Consider the following 13,574-nt stretch of genomic DNA (forward strand, 5'->3'; position numbering starts at 1 on the left):
ATGAGCGACCGCGCATCGTCGCCCTTGCCCGAGGCCGACCATCACTGTGATGTGTTGGTCGTGGGCGGCGGCATCAACGGGGCGGGCATCGCCCGCGACCTGGCCGGCCGCGGCTGGCGCGTGCTGCTGTGCGAGCAAGATGATCTGGGCAGCCACACCTCCTCGGCGTCGACCAAGTTGATCCATGGCGGCCTGCGCTATCTGGAGCATGGTGAGTTCGGCCTGGTGCGCAAGGCCTTGATGGAGCGCGAACGCCTGCTGCGTTCGGCACCGCACATCATGCGCCCCTTGTCCTTCGTGTTGCCGCACGACCCGCGCACGCGCCCGGCCTGGCTGATTCGCCTGGGCCTGTGGCTCTACGACCACCTGGCGCCGCGCGACTTCCTCTCGGGCAGCGCGGCCGTGGACCTGAGCCAAAGCCCCTTGGGTCAGCCCCTGCACCGTCAGTGGCGTCAAGGCTTCGTCTACACCGATGGCTGGGTGGACGACGCCCGCCTGGTGCTGCTGTGCGCCCTGGATGCCTCCGAGCAGGGTGCCCACATCCTGCCGCGCACGCGCTGCGAAGCCCTGCAAGCCTATGGCGGCGGCTGGCGCGCCACCCTGGTGCGACGCGATGCCTTCACCGAACGAAGCACCCGCACCCTGACCGTGCAGGCCCGCGCCGTGGTCAACGCCGCCGGTCCTTGGGCCGAACAACTGCTGCGCCGGGGCATGGGGGTGGCGCCCGGCGCGTCCGGTGGCCGGCGAGGGGCCGCGCCGTCTCCCCACCTGCGCCTGGTCAAGGGCAGCCACATCGTCGTGCCCCGCCTGTTCGAGCACGACCACGCCTACCTGCTGCAAGGCGAAGACCGACGCATCGTGTTCGCCATCCCCTACGAGCGCGATTTCACCCTGGTGGGCACCACCGATGTGGACCACCCCGGCGACCCGGGCGACGTGCGCGTGAGCGATGAGGAGGTGCGCTACCTCTGTGCCGCCGTGGGCCGCTACCTGCGTCGCCCGGTCAGTCCTGACGACGTGGTGTGGCGCTTTGCCGGCGTGCGCCCGCTGCTGGACGATGCCCAAGGCGCCGCCGCTGCCGTCACGCGTGACTACCGCCTGGAGGCGCAGATGCTGCCGGCGCCCTGGCTGACCGTGTGGGGTGGCAAGCTCACCACCTTCCGCGTGCTGGCCGAGCAGGCGGCCGACCAGGTCGGCACCCTGCTGGGCGACCCGCGCGCCCACTGGACCACCGAGGCCTTCTTGCCCGGTGGCCTGCTGCAGTCAGGCAGCGACACGGCCCTGATCCCGGCGTCCCCGGTGGCGCAGATGACGGCCTTTCAGGCGCGCCTGCGCCAGCGTCACCCCTGGATGGACCTCGGGCTGGCGCGGCGTTGGAGCCGCGCCTACGGCAGCCGGGTCGACCTGATGCTCGATGGCGTGCGCAGCCGCGCCGACCTGGGCGCCGAGGTGGCCCCCGACCTGTACGAGGCCGAGCTGTTCTACCTGCGCCGCCACGAATGGGCGCAAACCGCCGACGATGTGCTGTGGCGCCGCAGCAAGCTGGGCCTGCGCTACAACCCGGCGCAGCGCCAGGCCGTGGCCGACTGGCTGGCCGCCCAGGTCCAGGGCTGAGATCCTGGAGGTACCGGCCGCGCGTTCACTCCTCTTCGCGCGGCATCAGGAAGTGGCCGCGGGCATTGGCCACCGGGCGCTGCGGGTCGTCCTGCCAGATCGACACCTGGGCCAGCGCCACGCGGTTGCCCTGGCGCACCGTCGTGCACTGCGCAAAGGTGTCCACCGGCTTGGCCGAGCGCAGGTAGGCGATCGCAAAGTCCACACTGCGCGGGGCATCCGGGATGCCGGGCACCGTGTCCATCAGGTGCAAGATCATGGCGGTCTCGCCAAAGCCCGCCAGCACGCCGCCGTGCAGGGCCGGCAGCATCGGGTTGCCGATCAGGTCGCGCTGGAAGGGCAGGCGGAACACCGGGCCGGCGTCCACCTGGGCCTGTTGGTGAATGCCCAGGAAATTCACATAGGGCGAGCGATCGCCCGTGCGCGCCGGGGTCTCAGGCGTCTCGGCCGGGGTGCTGCGGATGTGGTGGCTGGTGTCCAGGCTGGTGGGCGAGACCAGGTGCGAGGCGGCCTCGGCCGGCGTGGGCTGCTTGGGCGGCGGGGCCTTGCGGGTGCTGGCGGTGCCGCGCATGAAGGTGGCGTTCACCGTGGCCACCGGGTCGGGCTGCCCCAGCTGGAACAGCTCGCCGCGCACAAAGGCCACGCTGCGCGACAGGCGGTGGCAGGTGGCGCGGCAGGTCACGTTCACATTGGCCACGGGCGGGCGCAGGTAGTCCATGCGCAGGTCCAGCGTGGCAAAGGGCTCCATCTCTTCCATCGCGCTGCCAACGGCCAGGCCGCAGGCCGTGTCGGCCAGCACGCTCAGGCAGCCGGCGTGGATCAGGTTGCGCTTGGTGTCGCCCGTCCAGGTGGCGCGGGCGGGCAGCAGCAGGGTGACAAAGCCCTGGCCGATCTCGACCACCTGCATGCCCGAAAAGGCGGCGTACGGGATGCCCGAAATGAATGCCTGGGCCCAGTTGGTGCGGGAATCGCTGCTGAAAATACTCATGATGACTCATCCCATTGAAAACAGATCGAGGGCGTTCGCGCCCAGCGAGTGGTCCGGATTGTGTCTTGAAATGTCGAGGTCTGAAGGATCGGCTTACACTGACCGCGCTGTTGTGACGTGATGCATGCTGCGCCCCACCTCCCCACCCTTGCTGTCCGCCGCGTCCGTGGTCCTTGTGCACGCCGCCGGGGCGACACGCCCGGTGGTGTTGTGCGCAGATGACTTTGCGGAAAGTGCGCCCATTTCCGAGGGCATCGCCGAACTGGCTTCGGCCGGGCGTTTGAGTGCCACCAGTGCCATGACCCTCTCGCCACGTTGGCGGCAGGACGCCGCCTTGCTCCAGCCTCTGCGCTCGCGCATTGACGTCGGCTTGCACCTGGACTGGACCAGCCCGTTTGCCCTGCAGGCCGGTCACGGGCTGAGCTTGGGCCGCACCATGGCCCAGGCGGCCTGGGGCGGCTTTCGGGGCACCGACGTGCGTGACGTCATCGCGCGCCAGCTCGATGCCTTCGAGGACGTCTGGCATGCGCCTCCCGATCACATCGATGGTCATCAGCACATCCACCAGTTCGCGGGCATCCGCCAGGCCTTGCTCGACGCCATCGTGCGTCGCTATCCGCTGGCGCAGCGGCCCTACCTGCGGCTCAGCCGTGCGCCGCAAGGCCACGCCACGCCCAAATCCCGCATCATCGCCTTATGGGGCGCCCAGGCCCTGGCCCGCGAGGCGCGTCAGGCGGGCGTCCCCAGCGCACCGGCCCTGGCCGGGATCTACGATTTCCAGGCGGACGAGGCCACCTACGCTACCTACATGGACCAGTGGCTGAGGGCGGCCTCGGCCGGCCTGTTGTTGATGTGTCATCCAGCCAAGCTAGCCTTGCCCGGTGACCCGATTGGTCCGGCACGCGTTGTCGAGCAACGCTACCTGTCCAGCCCCTTCTTTCTTGATGCCTTGCAGGCTCATGGCATCGTCCTGAGCCGTGGCCGCCCCCTTTACGCCGATGCCCCATGCGCCTGATCCACGCCTTACGCTCACCGCAACGCCCCTGGCTGCTGCCCGCCTTGTTGTGGGTCTTGCTCGTCATCCTGGCCGCCATCCGGCCCCTGGGCCTGCCAGATGAAGGCCGCTATGCCGAAATCGGGCGCTGGATGGTGCAAAGCGGAGACTGGCTGACGCCTCGGCTCAACGGCTCGCCCTTCTTTCACAAGCCCCCTTATCTGTACTGGCTGGAGGCCAGCAGCATCTCGGTGTTCGGCGCACACGTGCTCAGTGCACGGCTGGCGCCGGTGTTGCACGCCGGCTTGATGATGGCCATGCTGTACGCCATGGTCCAGCGCATCGCCGACGTGACGCTGGCGCGCCGCGCGAGCCTGATGTTCGGGACCAGCCTGGCTTTCCTGGTGGGTGGGCAATACGTCAACCACGACATGGTGGTGGCCAGCTGGATCAGCACCACCATCTGGTGTTTCGCCTGGGCCATGAACGGCCGTGAGCGTCCCCACGTCGGCTGGGCCTGTGCCGGTTTCGCGACCGCGGGCCTGGGCCTCATGACCAAGGGGCTGATCGGTGTCGCCTTGCCGGGCCTGGTCTTGTTCATCTGGTTGATCTGGACCCGACAGTGGCGCCTGATCCTCACCCTGCCGTGGTTGCGTGGCCTGCTGTGCCTGGCCCTCGTCGTCGTCCCCTGGTTTGCGCTGGCTGAGCGCCAGCATCCCGGCATGCTGGACTACCTGTTCATTTCGCAGCAGTTCCAGCGCTTCACCGGTGCCACCACGTTCAACAACGTCCGCCCCTGGTGGTTCTATGGGGTTGGCTTGCTGGTCCTGATGTGCCCCTGGGCGTTTTTCGCCGTCTACCAGGCCCTCAAACCCGGCGCCACCCGAGCAGGCGATCCCGCCGGCACCCCCGTGCTGTCACGCAACTGGCTGCTGCTGTGCGCGACTTGGATCGTGGCGATCCTGCTCTTCTTCACCATCCCCAAGTCCAAGCTGATTGGCTACATCCTGCCCGTCATGCCGCCGCTGGCGGTGCTGTCGGCCGTCGGCTACGAGCGCCTGTGGGGCGGCAAGCGTTGGCAGGCGACGGCTTTCCGCACCATCGCTGTGGTGGCGGTCCTTGCCGCGGTGGCGGCGCACGTGGCTGGCACCCGCATGACCGAGCGCAAGAGTTCAGCGGATGTGGCCACCGCGCTGGCCTGTGCCTGGCGCACCGGCGACCAGGTCTATGTGGCCGGTGGCTATCCCTACGACCTGCCGTACTACGCGCAGCTGCCCACGCCGCTCATTCTGGTGCAGGACTGGGAGGCCAGCAAGCGCACTGCGGGCGACGATTGGCGGCGTGAAATCTTTGAAGGGCTGCGCTTTGACCCGCAGGCCGAGCGCTTCCTGCAGCCGCCAGCCGTGTTGACGCAGGCGGCCACGCAAGCCGGGCGCTGGCTGGTGCAACCCAGCGACGACCCCGCGCCGGCGGGCTGGCGCAAGCACTACCAGGGTCGTGCCTGGTCGCTGTGGGCCTCAGCGCCGGAACGCCCAGAAACGGCCGAGCACAAAGGTCTGCCCGGCTGCCACCAGCAGCGCCACGAACAGCGCCAACCCTGATGGCCACCCGGCCCCCCGCACCAGCAGGCTGAAAACCGCTTCGTTGCAGACAAAGCCCGCCAGGGCGGTGCCGGCAAACCGCAGCAAGCTGCTCACCAGGGGGGTGCGGGTGCCCTTGAAGGTGAAGCAGCGGTGTCCTACAAAGCTGACACCAAACGCCACGACAAAGCCGATGACGTTGGCAAGCTCGGGCATCAACGTCGGCCATGCGTGCGTCACCAGTCCAAACACGGTCAGGTGAGTCAGTGCCGCCCCCGCTCCTGTCAACAGGAACCAGCCCCCGGTGTTCATGTCCGTTGATCGGTGGTGCTGCGATCTGCTTTGTTCAGGCCCGCCCCCACGCGCTTGTGAACGAGGAAGAGCGGGCGCCCCTTGGACTCGTCATAGATGCGGCCGATGTACTCTGCGATGATCCCCATGCCCATCAGCTGGATGCCACTGAAGAACATCAGGCAGACGACAATCGTGGTGTAGCCGGGTACATTGGTGCCGTACATGAAGTGTTCCATGACTGTCCACACGCCGAACGCAAAGGCCGCCAGCGACAGAAACATGCCGATCACGCCCAGGGCGCGAAGGGGCTTGCTGGAAAAGGCCAACAAGCCCGTGATCGCCAAGGACATCGCGCCCTTGTAACCGAAGCGGGATTGACCTTCGATGCGACGCTGAGGCTCATAGTCGATGGCCGTGCTGGTGAAGCCCACCCAGGCGTACAGGCCCTTCATGAAGCGGTGCCGTTCAGGCAGACCATTGAGCGCATCGACCACCTGGCGCCCCATGAGTCGGAAGTCTCCGGCATTTTCTGGAATCTTGTGTCGCGTGCCTGAGTTGATGAGGCGATAAAAGCCCTTGGTCAGGAAGGACTGCAAGCCACTTTGGTCATCGCGGCTGGTGCGCACGCCGTAGACCACATCATTGCCCTGGCGCCAGAGGTCGAGCATGTTGGCCAGCAGCGCCACGGGGTGTTGGCCATCGGCGTCCATGATCGCCACCACTTCGCCTTGGGCTTCATGCAGCCCGGCCGTGATGGCCGCCTCCTTGCCGAAGTTGCGGCTCAGCGTGAGGCCGACCACCTCGGGATACTGGCGAGACAGCTCTCCGATGACCGCCTGGGTTTCATCTCGACTGCCGTCGTTCACCAGAATCAACTCGACCCCGTCGGACAAGGCTTTGAGCGCGGCCACCATCTCGGGCACGACCTGGGGAAGATTCCTGGACTCGTTGTAGGCAGGGACAACGAGCGAGATGGAGGGAACAGGACGCATTTGGCAGGCCAGTAATAATCCAGAACCAGAGGCACCAGCGAAGCGGCTCAGCTTGCTCACCCCCACCCAAGCTAGCTACGGCGTGATCCTATCCGGATTTCGCAATCCGTCCCGTGTCCTTATCGTCGTTTTCTGCGACCTGCGCAGGCGGTCGCGGCGCAAGCACGAGCTCGGAGGGCCACTCCGTCAGGCGCAGCACCTGCACGCCTTTGAGCCGAAGCGAGCGCTTGTTGAGCTTGAGCAGCGCTGCATCCTTGCTGAACAGCCAGCGTGCGCCCAACTGCATCGCCAGGTCGATGAAGACCTGGTCGTCCGGGTCCTTGCAGCGCAGGCCGCACGGCGGCGGCTCGTCCACGAAGGTGGCGTGCTGGAACACGGTCAACGTCAACATCGGGTCGGGCTGCCAGGGCTTGAGGTAGCTGCGCGGCCAGACCTGATGCCACTCCTTTTCCATCGACGGGCAGGCCAGCCAGCGCATCCGTCCCGCCAGGATCGCCTCGGCGATGGGGTGAGCGGCCGGGTCCTTGAACACCCGCCAGTCCAGCAAGGCGTTGGTGTCGAGGATGACGATGGGGACGTCGCTCGCGGGCGTCGTCGGCGAGGCCTCGCTCATTCGGCGCGCGCGATCACGCCGCCGCCCAGGCAGACCTCGCCCTGGTACAGCACGGCCGACTGGCCCGGCGTGACCGCCCACTGGGCATCGGGGAAGCGCAAGGCGATTTCGCTGGCACTGGCCGCCGTCACCTCGCAGGGCGCATCGGCCTGGCGGTAGCGGGTCTTGGCGCCCACACCCGCCTGTGCGACCGCTGGTCCGCGGCCATCGACCCAGCTCAGGTCGTCGGCCACCAGGGTGTGCTGCAGCAGCCAGGGGTGGTCGTGGCCCTGCACCACATACAGGGTGTTGGTGGCCATGTCCTTGCGGGCCACAAACCAAGGGTCGTGCTCACCGCCGCCGCGGGGGCTGCCCTTTTCCTTCACGCCGCCAATGCCGATGCCCTTGCGCTGGCCCAGGGTGTAAAAGCTCAGGCCCACGTGTTCGCCCAGCTTGCGGCCCCGGTCATCCTTGATCGGGCCGGGCTCGTTCGACAGGTAGCGATTGAGGAACTCGCGAAACGGGCGCTCACCGATGAAGCAGATCCCGGTCGAGTCCTTCTTCTTTGCATTGGGCAGCTGGATCTCGTCGGCAATGCGGCGCACCTCGGTCTTGGGCAGCTCGCCCACCGGGAACATGGTCTTGCTTAACTGCGCCTGGTTCAGTCGGTGCAGGAAGTAGCTCTGGTCCTTGAGCGGGTCCAGGCCCTTGAGCAGCTCGTAGCGCTGTCCACCTTCGTAGGTCGCATCGGCCACCGAACGCACCCGGGCATAGTGGCCCGTGGCGATCCTCTCGGCGCCCAGGCGCATCGCGTGGTCCAGAAAGGCCTTGAACTTGATCTCGGCGTTGCACAGGACATCGGGGTTGGGCGTGCGCCCGGCCTGGTACTCGCGCAGGAACTCGGCGAACACGCGGTCCTTGTAGTCGGCCGCGAAGTTCACGTGCTCGATCTCGATGCCGATCACATCGGCCACCGAGGCGGCATCGAGGAAGTCCTGACGGCTGGAGCAGAACTCGCTGTCGTCGTCATCTTCCCAGTTCTTCATGAAGATGCCGATGACCTCGTGGCCCTGCTGCTTGAGCAGCCAGGCGCTGACGGCCGAGTCCACGCCGCCGCTCAGGCCCACGACGATGCGTTGCCTCTGTTGCATGTCAGATCAGAAAAAAGCTCAGGAGGCCCGATGGTACGACGGTGCCGAAAACACCGACTCGTGCACGGTCAGGATCTCCAGCGGGTAACGCTGGCCCGCCAGGTAGCTTTCCAGGCATTCCAGCAGCAGCGGGCTGCGGTGGCGCTCGGGGCAGGCGCGGATCTCGTCGGGCGTCATCCACACCGTGCGCACGATGCCTTCATCGAGCTGCAGCGCCGGGTCGGCCTCGCTCACCGAGCCACAGAAAGCCATCCTCAGGTAGGTGATGTCCTCGCCCGTGCGGGTGCGACGAAAGCGCGACATGTACACGCCCAGGAAACCTTCCGGGGTGAAGGTGCAGGCGGTTTCTTCCCGGGTTTCACGGATCACGCCCTCGATGGGCGACTCACCCGGGTCGAGGTGGCCCGCCGGGTTGTTGAGCAGCAGGCCGTCGGAGGTCGCTTCCTCGACCAGCAAAAAGCGGCCGTCACGCTCGATGAGCGCCGCCACGGTGACGTTGGGTTTCCAGCGCACCTTGGGAGCGGGCGTGAGGTCGGCCGGCAAACTGGCCTTCAACAGATCGGCGGTGTTCATGAGCCGAGCATTATCCGCCAATTCATTCTGAGGAGTTTGACGTTTCTGTGACGCAATCAGAACTCGGCGCCTTGTTGCCACCGTGCCAGGGTATGTTTCAGGTCGGTTTGGACCCAGTCACGCAGACGGGCCAGTTGCGTGGCATCGGGGTGGCGCATGCCGATGACGCTGTGCAGGAAGCCGAACAGGCGGTAAATCAGCAAGGTGCGGATGCGGGTGCAGGTTGTGTCCAGGTTATCGACGGTCGGGGCGTTTGCACGCAACAGCGCGTGCAGGTCGCGGTACATCTGCTGGGTGCCGGGCAAATCCTGCAACTGCTGGCGCAGGTGCACCATGTCCACATTCGGGTTTTCACCCAGGAAAATGAACCGAAAGTAATCCGTGTGCGTTAGCCAGTAGTCCAGCATGGCGTGAAAGTACGTCCGCAAGCGTTCGTCTGGCGGGGCGGCTTCGCTCTGGCGCTGGCACGCCTGCGCCACCTCGCCGATGATCTCGTCCCAGATGACGATCAGCAGGGCGTCCTTGCAGTCGAAATACCAGTAAAACGCCATCGGCGTGACGCCAGCCTCGGCCGTGATGCGCCGGATCGTGACGGCGGCATACCCCTCGCTCAGGAAAATCCGGCGTGCGATGTCCACCAGTTCCTCGCGAAACTGTTCTCGGGCGGCGATGGTGATGCGTCGTTTGGGCGAAGACGGCGGGGAAGCTTGATCGGACAGCATGGATCGCAGAAGGAAAAGCGACCGACCAGGGGGGTCATTCGCCGAACGAGGTCGGGCGCATCTTAGTGCTGAGGTCGCCGCGCTCCAAATCCGGGGCGCAATATCCCGAAGGGATGCGGGTTATTACAGTTCTCCCGTCATGGGGGATTCGGCTATATCCGAAAAACTCACCCATTGCAATAAGGCATATGCCGGTCTTTCGGGTCAGCAAACTGTCAACTTGTACGCGTACAGTACGCGATAGATTGTGTTCCGATAACGGTTCCGAGCGAGTCAAGTGCGACGTGCCCGCGGCGGTGCTCCAAACAAATATTGGGTGTTCAGGGTGGACAGACTGTGGCCGGCCATCGCTGCCGAAATGAATGAGGGGGTGCTCGACGAGCTCCAGCGTTATCGGCTGGTTGTCGAGCATGCCAGCAACATGGTCGTGATCACCGACTCGTTGCGCCGCATCGAGTATGTCAACGCGGCCTACACGCGGGTGACCGGGTGGACCCTCGACGAGGTGCGGGGCCTCAAACCTGGCCGTCTGCTGCATGGACCACTCACCGATGTGGCCTGTGCGCGCGAGATCTCGCGCGCGCTCTCTCGCGAGGAGACCATCGACGGGGTCGAACTCGTCAACTACCGCAAGGGCGGTGAGCCGTACTGGGTGAGTCTGCACATTCGCCCAGTGCGCAACGAGCATGGCCGGCTGACCCATTTCGTCGCCATCCAGACCGACATCACCGAGCGCCGCCGGGCGCGCGACGCCCTGGAGGCCAGCGAGCGCCGCCTCGCCGAAGCGCAGCGCCTGGCGCGCATGGCCAGCTTCGAATGCAATTTCGACACCGACGAGATGCTCTGGACGCCCGGCGCCGAACAGGTCATCGGCCTGCCCGAGGCCTTGCTGCCCCGTACCTTCCGCGGCCATGTCAGCCTGCTGCACGCCGACGACCGCACGGCGCTCGACGACGCTTACTGGAGCCTGGTCTCCGAGCAGCGCCCCTACGAAATCGAGTACCGCTTGCTGACCGGCGAGGGGCGGGTGCGCTGGATCCGCGAGCGGGGCTACTACCTGCCGGCCGAAGGCGCCTTGCCCAGTCGCCTGTGTGGCCTGGTGTTCGACATCTCGGCCACCAAGGAAGCGCACGACCGCATCCAGTATCTCGCCTGGCATGACACCCTGACCGGGCTGGCCAACCGCGAGCAATTGCAGGACGTGTTGCTCCAGCGCCTGGCGATGGCCCGCGAGGCCGGCCAGCAACTGGCCCTGCTGTTCGTGGACCTGGACCGCTTCAAGACCATCAACGACTCGCTCGGTCACCATGTGGGCGACGAGCTGCTGCAGACCTGCGCTCAGCGCCTGCGTGACGCCGTGCGCAGCAGCGATGTGGTGGGGCGCCTGGGCGGCGACGAGTTCGTGGTGGTGCTCGGCGGCATCGACTCGATAGACACCGTCGCGCGCATCGCCGCCAAGCTGCTGGAGCGCATCGCCACGCCCATGCTGATCCAGGGGCGCGAGCTGCATGTCACGGCCAGCCTGGGCATCAGCGTCTATCCCAAGGACGGGGCCACCGCCTCCGAGCTGATGCGACACGCCGACGCCGCGATGTACCAGGCCAAGGCCCGGGGGCGCAACACGCACTGCTTCTTCAGCGAGGCGCTCAATGCCCGCCTGAGCGAGCGTTTCGAGATTGAAAGCCAGCTGCGTCTGGCCCTGGTGCGCCGCGAGCTGAGCCTGCATTTCCAGCCGCAGTTCCAGTCTGACGGCGCCCGCCTGATCGGCTTTGAGGCCCTGCTGCGCTGGCGCACCGCCGAGGGCCGCTGGATCCCGCCCGACCAGTTCATCCCGGTGGCCGAGGAGTCTGGCCTGATCCAGCCCATCGGCGACTGGGTGCTCGAAGAGGCGTGCAGCCACTGGCAGCAGTGGCGGGCGCAGTACGGGGCCGACATACGCGTGGCCGTCAATCTCTCGGCCATCCAGCTGCGCGACCGCGGCCTGCTGGCGCGCATCCGCCAGCTCACCGAGCGCTTCGACATGCCCCCCGGCGCCCTGGAGCTGGAGTTGACCGAAGCGGTGGCCATGCACGACCCCGGCGCCAGCATCGAGCTGATGAAGCAGCTGCGCGAGCTGCAGGTCTCGCTGGCGGTCGATGACTTCGGCACTGGCTACTCCTCGCTGGCCTATCTCAAGACCTTGCCCATTCAGCGCATCAAGCTCGACCGTTCCTTCGTCAAGGACATGGAGCACAACGCCGATGACCAGGCCATCTGCAAGGCGGCCATCCAGATGGCGCACTCGCTGGGTCTGGAAGTGGTGGCCGAAGGCGTCGAGACCGAAGCGCAACGCCTTTTCCTGGTCCACCACCGCTGTGACTTGATGCAGGGCTACCACCTGGGGCGGCCCATGCCGGCACAGGACGTTCTGCAACTGCTGGCTCTGCCCCCGTCCTTCTGCCCGAACACCGCCACGCTGTCTGTATGAGAACCAACCTGCCCGTCACCCAAACCGAGTACGTGCTGCCGGACGGCGTCACGCTGATGTCCACCACGGACCTGGACAGTCGCCTGACCTACGCCAACGCGGCTTTCATCGAGGTCAGCGGCTTTGAGCCCGAAGAGCTGCTGGGGGCCTTTCACAACGTCGTGCGCCACCCCGACATGCCGCCCGAAGCCTTTGCCGACATGTGGGCCACCTTGAAGGCCGGGCTGTCGTGGTCCGGCTTGGTGAAAAACCGCCGCAAGAACGGCGACCACTACTGGGTGCGTGCCAACGCCACCCCGGTGCGCGAAGGCGAGCGTGTCGTTGGCTACATGTCGGTGCGCACCAAGCCGCCGCGCGAGGAGGTGGCCGCCACCGAACTCCTGTACGCCCGCTTCCGCCGCGGCGAGATGACCGGCTGGCGCTTCCACCGTGGCCTGATTGTGCGCAGCGGCTGGCAGGCCTGGCGTTCGCTGCCCCAGGTGCTGCCGGTGAACTGGCGCATCCGCTCGGCCTGTGCGCTCATGACGGTGCCGGCCATCGCCTGCGCCCTGTATGTGGTGGAAGCTCCGGCGGCCTGTGCCGCCATGGTGGCGGCCACCCTGGGCTCGGCCGTGCTGGCCAGCGCCTGGCTGGAATACCAGATCGCGCGCCCCATCCGCATCATCATGACGCAGGCCCTGGCGGTCGCATCGGGCCAGCCCAACAAGAACCACCGGCCCGATCGCATCGATGAGCTCGCCATGCTGTTGCGCGCCGTGAACCAGGCGGGGCTGAACCTGCGCTCCCTGGTCGATGACGTGAACGTGCAGGTGCAAGGCCTGCAGCACGCCGCCAGCGAGATCGCCGACGGTAACCACGACCTGAGCAGCCGCACCGAAGAGGCGGCCGCCAGCCTGGAGCAGACCGCTGCTGCCATGGACGAGCTGAGCGCGACGGTGCAGAACAATGCCGACTCGGCCCGTCAGGCGGCCGAGCGCACGGGCGCGGTCAGCGCCCTGGCCGAGTCCGGCGGGAAAGTTGTCTCGCAGGTGGTGAGTACCATGGGCGACATCTCGCGCAGCTCCAGCAAGATCGCCGACATCATCGGCGTCATCGACTCGATTGCCTTCCAGACCAACATCCTGGCGCTCAACGCCGCAGTGGAAGCCGCGCGGGCTGGCGAGCAGGGTCGTGGCTTTGCGGTGGTCGCCGGAGAGGTGCGGGCCCTGGCGCAGCGCAGCGCAGGCGCGGCCCGCGAGATCAAGACCCTGATCCAGGACAGCGTGGGGCGCATCGAAGCCGGGGCCAGCCTCACCGAAGGCGCCGGCCAGACCATGGCCCAGCTCGTCGCCCAGGTGCAGCAGGTCAACACGTTGGTGGGCGAGATTCACTCGGCGTCCAATGACCAGTCGGCCGGCATCGGCCAGATGAACCAGGCGGTGACGCAGCTCGATCAGATGACGCAGCAAAACGCCGCCCTCGTCGAGCAGTCGGCCAACGCCGCCGCCCAACTGCACCAGCGCACCGGCCGCCTGGCCGAGGCGATCTACGCCTTCCGTCGCACGGGCTAATCTGGGCCGGGCAGGGGCTCCAATCCGAGTTAACCCTTAAACTCGGGTGTGACATCC

12 protein-coding genes are annotated in these 13,574 nt (G+C 66.7%); 5 read left to right on the forward strand and 7 right to left on the reverse strand.

Features of this window, described 5'->3' with window-relative positions; all coding sequences use genetic code 11:
* The gene (gene glpD / locus AC3WW4_RS01980) at positions 1–1,614 is read left to right on the forward strand and encodes a glycerol-3-phosphate dehydrogenase (RefSeq protein WP_488826716.1); all 1,614 of its coding nucleotides are present in this window, start codon (positions 1–3) and stop codon (positions 1,612–1,614) included.
* Positions 1,615–1,639: 25 nt separating this feature from the next.
* Here glpD and AC3WW4_RS01985 read toward each other — a convergent pair whose 3' ends face one another.
* Complete coding sequence (locus tag AC3WW4_RS01985; RefSeq protein WP_488826717.1) at positions 1,640–2,602, reverse strand: PaaI family thioesterase; 963 nt, start codon at positions 2,600–2,602, stop codon at positions 1,640–1,642.
* 124 nt (positions 2,603–2,726) lie between these two features.
* On the opposite strand from AC3WW4_RS01985, the gene AC3WW4_RS01990 reads away from it, so the two are divergent.
* Positions 2,727–3,617: a ChbG/HpnK family deacetylase gene (locus AC3WW4_RS01990; RefSeq protein ID WP_488826718.1), complete on the forward strand. Its 891-nt coding sequence runs from the start codon at positions 2,727–2,729 to the stop codon at positions 3,615–3,617.
* Positions 3,608–5,197, forward strand: a complete 1,590-nt coding sequence (locus AC3WW4_RS01995; RefSeq protein WP_488826719.1) for an ArnT family glycosyltransferase — start codon at positions 3,608–3,610, stop codon at positions 5,195–5,197. The genes AC3WW4_RS01990 and AC3WW4_RS01995 overlap by 10 nt, the downstream gene beginning before the upstream one ends.
* On the opposite strand, the gene AC3WW4_RS02000 is transcribed toward AC3WW4_RS01995, so the two are convergent.
* The 6 genes from AC3WW4_RS02000 to AC3WW4_RS02025 all read right to left on the reverse strand — a co-directional run bounded on the left by AC3WW4_RS02000 (position 5,114) and on the right by AC3WW4_RS02025 (position 9,500).
* On the reverse strand, positions 5,114–5,488 hold the full coding sequence (locus tag AC3WW4_RS02000; protein ID WP_488826720.1) for a GtrA family protein: 375 nt from the start codon (positions 5,486–5,488) through the stop codon (positions 5,114–5,116). The genes AC3WW4_RS01995 and AC3WW4_RS02000 overlap by 84 nt on opposite strands.
* Positions 5,485–6,462: a glycosyltransferase family 2 protein gene (locus AC3WW4_RS02005; protein ID WP_488826721.1), complete on the reverse strand. Its 978-nt coding sequence runs from the start codon at positions 6,460–6,462 to the stop codon at positions 5,485–5,487. The genes AC3WW4_RS02000 and AC3WW4_RS02005 overlap by 4 nt, the downstream gene beginning before the upstream one ends.
* 88 nt (positions 6,463–6,550) lie before the next feature.
* A complete protein-coding gene (locus tag AC3WW4_RS02010; protein ID WP_488826722.1) occupies positions 6,551–7,075 on the reverse strand; it encodes a PIN domain-containing protein in 525 nt (174 codons plus the stop codon).
* The gene (gene mnmA / locus AC3WW4_RS02015; RefSeq protein ID WP_488826723.1) at positions 7,072–8,205 is read right to left on the reverse strand and encodes a tRNA 2-thiouridine(34) synthase MnmA; all 1,134 of its coding nucleotides are present in this window, start codon (positions 8,203–8,205) and stop codon (positions 7,072–7,074) included. The genes AC3WW4_RS02010 and mnmA overlap by 4 nt, the downstream gene beginning before the upstream one ends.
* A gap of 18 nt (positions 8,206–8,223) precedes the next feature.
* Positions 8,224–8,778, reverse strand: a complete 555-nt coding sequence (locus AC3WW4_RS02020) for an NUDIX hydrolase (protein WP_488826724.1) — start codon at positions 8,776–8,778, stop codon at positions 8,224–8,226.
* A 56-nt stretch (positions 8,779–8,834) separates the two neighbouring features.
* Positions 8,835–9,500, reverse strand: a complete 666-nt coding sequence (locus AC3WW4_RS02025; protein ID WP_488826725.1) for a TetR/AcrR family transcriptional regulator — start codon at positions 9,498–9,500, stop codon at positions 8,835–8,837.
* Positions 9,501–9,825: 325 nt separating this feature from the next.
* On the opposite strand from AC3WW4_RS02025, the gene AC3WW4_RS02030 reads away from it, so the two are divergent.
* Both AC3WW4_RS02030 and AC3WW4_RS02035 read left to right on the forward strand, forming a co-directional pair.
* Positions 9,826–11,967, forward strand: coding sequence for a sensor domain-containing protein (locus AC3WW4_RS02030; protein WP_488826726.1), 2,142 nt, complete (start codon positions 9,826–9,828; stop codon positions 11,965–11,967).
* On the forward strand, positions 11,964–13,517 hold the full coding sequence (locus AC3WW4_RS02035; protein ID WP_488826727.1) for a methyl-accepting chemotaxis protein: 1,554 nt from the start codon (positions 11,964–11,966) through the stop codon (positions 13,515–13,517). The genes AC3WW4_RS02030 and AC3WW4_RS02035 overlap by 4 nt, the downstream gene beginning before the upstream one ends.
* Positions 13,518–13,574 lie beyond the last annotated feature (57 nt).

The organism is Aquabacterium sp. TM01 (assembly GCF_057808345.1).

Bases quoted from the DNA above. Each gene is read 5' to 3' on its own strand.
- AC3WW4_RS01995 (WP_488826719.1), top strand. From the start codon at position 3,608: ATGCGCCTGATCCACGCCTTACGCTCACCGCAACGCCCCTGGCTGCTG.
- AC3WW4_RS02000 (WP_488826720.1), bottom strand. From the start codon at position 5,488: ATGAACACCGGGGGCTGGTTCCTGTTGACAGGAGCGGGGGCGGCACTG.
- AC3WW4_RS02010 (WP_488826722.1), bottom strand. From the start codon at position 7,075: ATGAGCGAGGCCTCGCCGACGACGCCCGCGAGCGACGTCCCCATCGTC.
- glpD (WP_488826716.1), top strand. From the start codon at position 1: ATGAGCGACCGCGCATCGTCGCCCTTGCCCGAGGCCGACCATCACTGT.
- mnmA (WP_488826723.1), bottom strand. From the start codon at position 8,205: ATGCAACAGAGGCAACGCATCGTCGTGGGCCTGAGCGGCGGCGTGGAC.
- AC3WW4_RS02020 (WP_488826724.1), bottom strand. From the start codon at position 8,778: ATGAACACCGCCGATCTGTTGAAGGCCAGTTTGCCGGCCGACCTCACG.
- AC3WW4_RS01985 (WP_488826717.1), bottom strand. From the start codon at position 2,602: ATGAGTATTTTCAGCAGCGATTCCCGCACCAACTGGGCCCAGGCATTC.
- AC3WW4_RS02035 (WP_488826727.1), top strand. From the start codon at position 11,964: ATGAGAACCAACCTGCCCGTCACCCAAACCGAGTACGTGCTGCCGGAC.
- AC3WW4_RS02005 (WP_488826721.1), bottom strand. From the start codon at position 6,462: ATGCGTCCTGTTCCCTCCATCTCGCTCGTTGTCCCTGCCTACAACGAG.
- AC3WW4_RS01990 (WP_488826718.1), top strand. From the start codon at position 2,727: ATGCTGCGCCCCACCTCCCCACCCTTGCTGTCCGCCGCGTCCGTGGTC.
- AC3WW4_RS02025 (WP_488826725.1), bottom strand. From the start codon at position 9,500: ATGCTGTCCGATCAAGCTTCCCCGCCGTCTTCGCCCAAACGACGCATC.